We start from the raw sequence: 1,268 nt of genomic DNA, 5'->3' as shown, positions 1-1,268 counted from the left end.
GAGCCCGGTGCGACGGCGGCGTTGGCATAGGTGATGAGCTCGCCCTTCTTGATCGGGGCGGTGACGGTGCCGCCCTGCAGGAGGCCGCAGGGGATGGCCTTGGAAGCACGGGCCTCGGGCGCCGTCATGATCCAGGCGCGGTAGCTGTATTCGCCGATGGCGTCGAGCCTGTCGCCGGGCTTGAGGTCCTTCTTGGCCACCGCGCAGACGTCGGCGACAGGTTTTGCCAGCGGCACCATGTCGGCCTTGCCGTGCAGCACCACCCGCGCGCAGGTCAAAGGCACCTCGAGCGAGGTGAGATGATAGGGCCGGTGGAAGGTGAAATACGGGCCGTGGCCCATCTTCAAATCTTCCATGCGCTCGCGGATGCGCGGATGCGACATGTCGGCGATGACGAAGACGCCGGGCGCCACACCCTTGCCGATCGAATAGTCGACGACGCCGACTTTTGACAAAACGCCGCCGTCCTTCTCCGGCACCAGCACCTTGTTGAGTTCGGGCAAGGTCGCGGCCGGGCCGTGCATGCCGGCCTTGTCGGGCACCAGCCCGGTGGCATTGGCGATCGCCGCCATCTCGACCATGGTCTTGGAGCCGTCGACGAACTCGACCAGCATGCGCACGTTCATGTTGCGGCGCCTGGCCTCCTCGGCATAGTCGTCCGGGATGGCGTCGATGTTGAGCGGGTTGTTCTTGCCCTTGCCGGCGGCGACGATGGTGTGGCCCATGGCCGAGACGAACTCGATCAGCTCCATGCAGGACGACGGCTCGTCGCCGGCGCCGAGCGAATAGGTGACGCCGAGCCGGTCGGCCTCGCTCTTGAGATAGGCGCCGATGGTGACGTCGGCCTCGACATTCATCATGACCAGATGCTTGCCGTGCTCCATGGCGCGCAGGCCGATCTCGGCGCCGACGGCGGGCACGCCGGTGGCGTCGATGACGACGTCGATCAGGCCGCTGTCGAGGATCAGGTCGGCGTCGTTGGTGACCGCGACCTTGCCGGCCTCGATCGCCTCGCTCAGCGCCGAGCCGCTACCAACTTCCCGCGCATGGCCCTTCTCCTGGTAGGCGATGTCGACGGCGCGGTGGGCGTTGGGCAGGTTGAGCTCCGAGATCGCACCGACCTCGATGCCGGGCATGTGCGCCACCCGCGCCACGATGTCGGTGCCCATCTCGCCCGAGCCGATCAGGCCGATGCGGATCGGCTTGCCCGACTTCTGCCGCTCGATCAGCTCGCGCGCCAGGCCCACCGGTGCAACGTTGATCGTCAT

The 1,268-nt window shown here is 67.0% G+C and carries 1 protein-coding gene; it reads right to left on the bottom strand.

What is annotated here, in order from left to right; genetic code table 11:
* On the bottom strand, positions 1-1,268 hold a 1,268-nt coding region (locus tag PV773_RS25110; RefSeq protein ID WP_347968985.1), incomplete at its 3' end, for an NAD(P)H-dependent oxidoreductase.

The organism is Mesorhizobium sp. CC13 (genome assembly GCF_039907765.1).
GTDB lineage: Bacteria > Pseudomonadota > Alphaproteobacteria > Rhizobiales > Rhizobiaceae > Aminobacter.
This window is presented reverse-complemented; position numbering and strand designations above follow the sequence as displayed.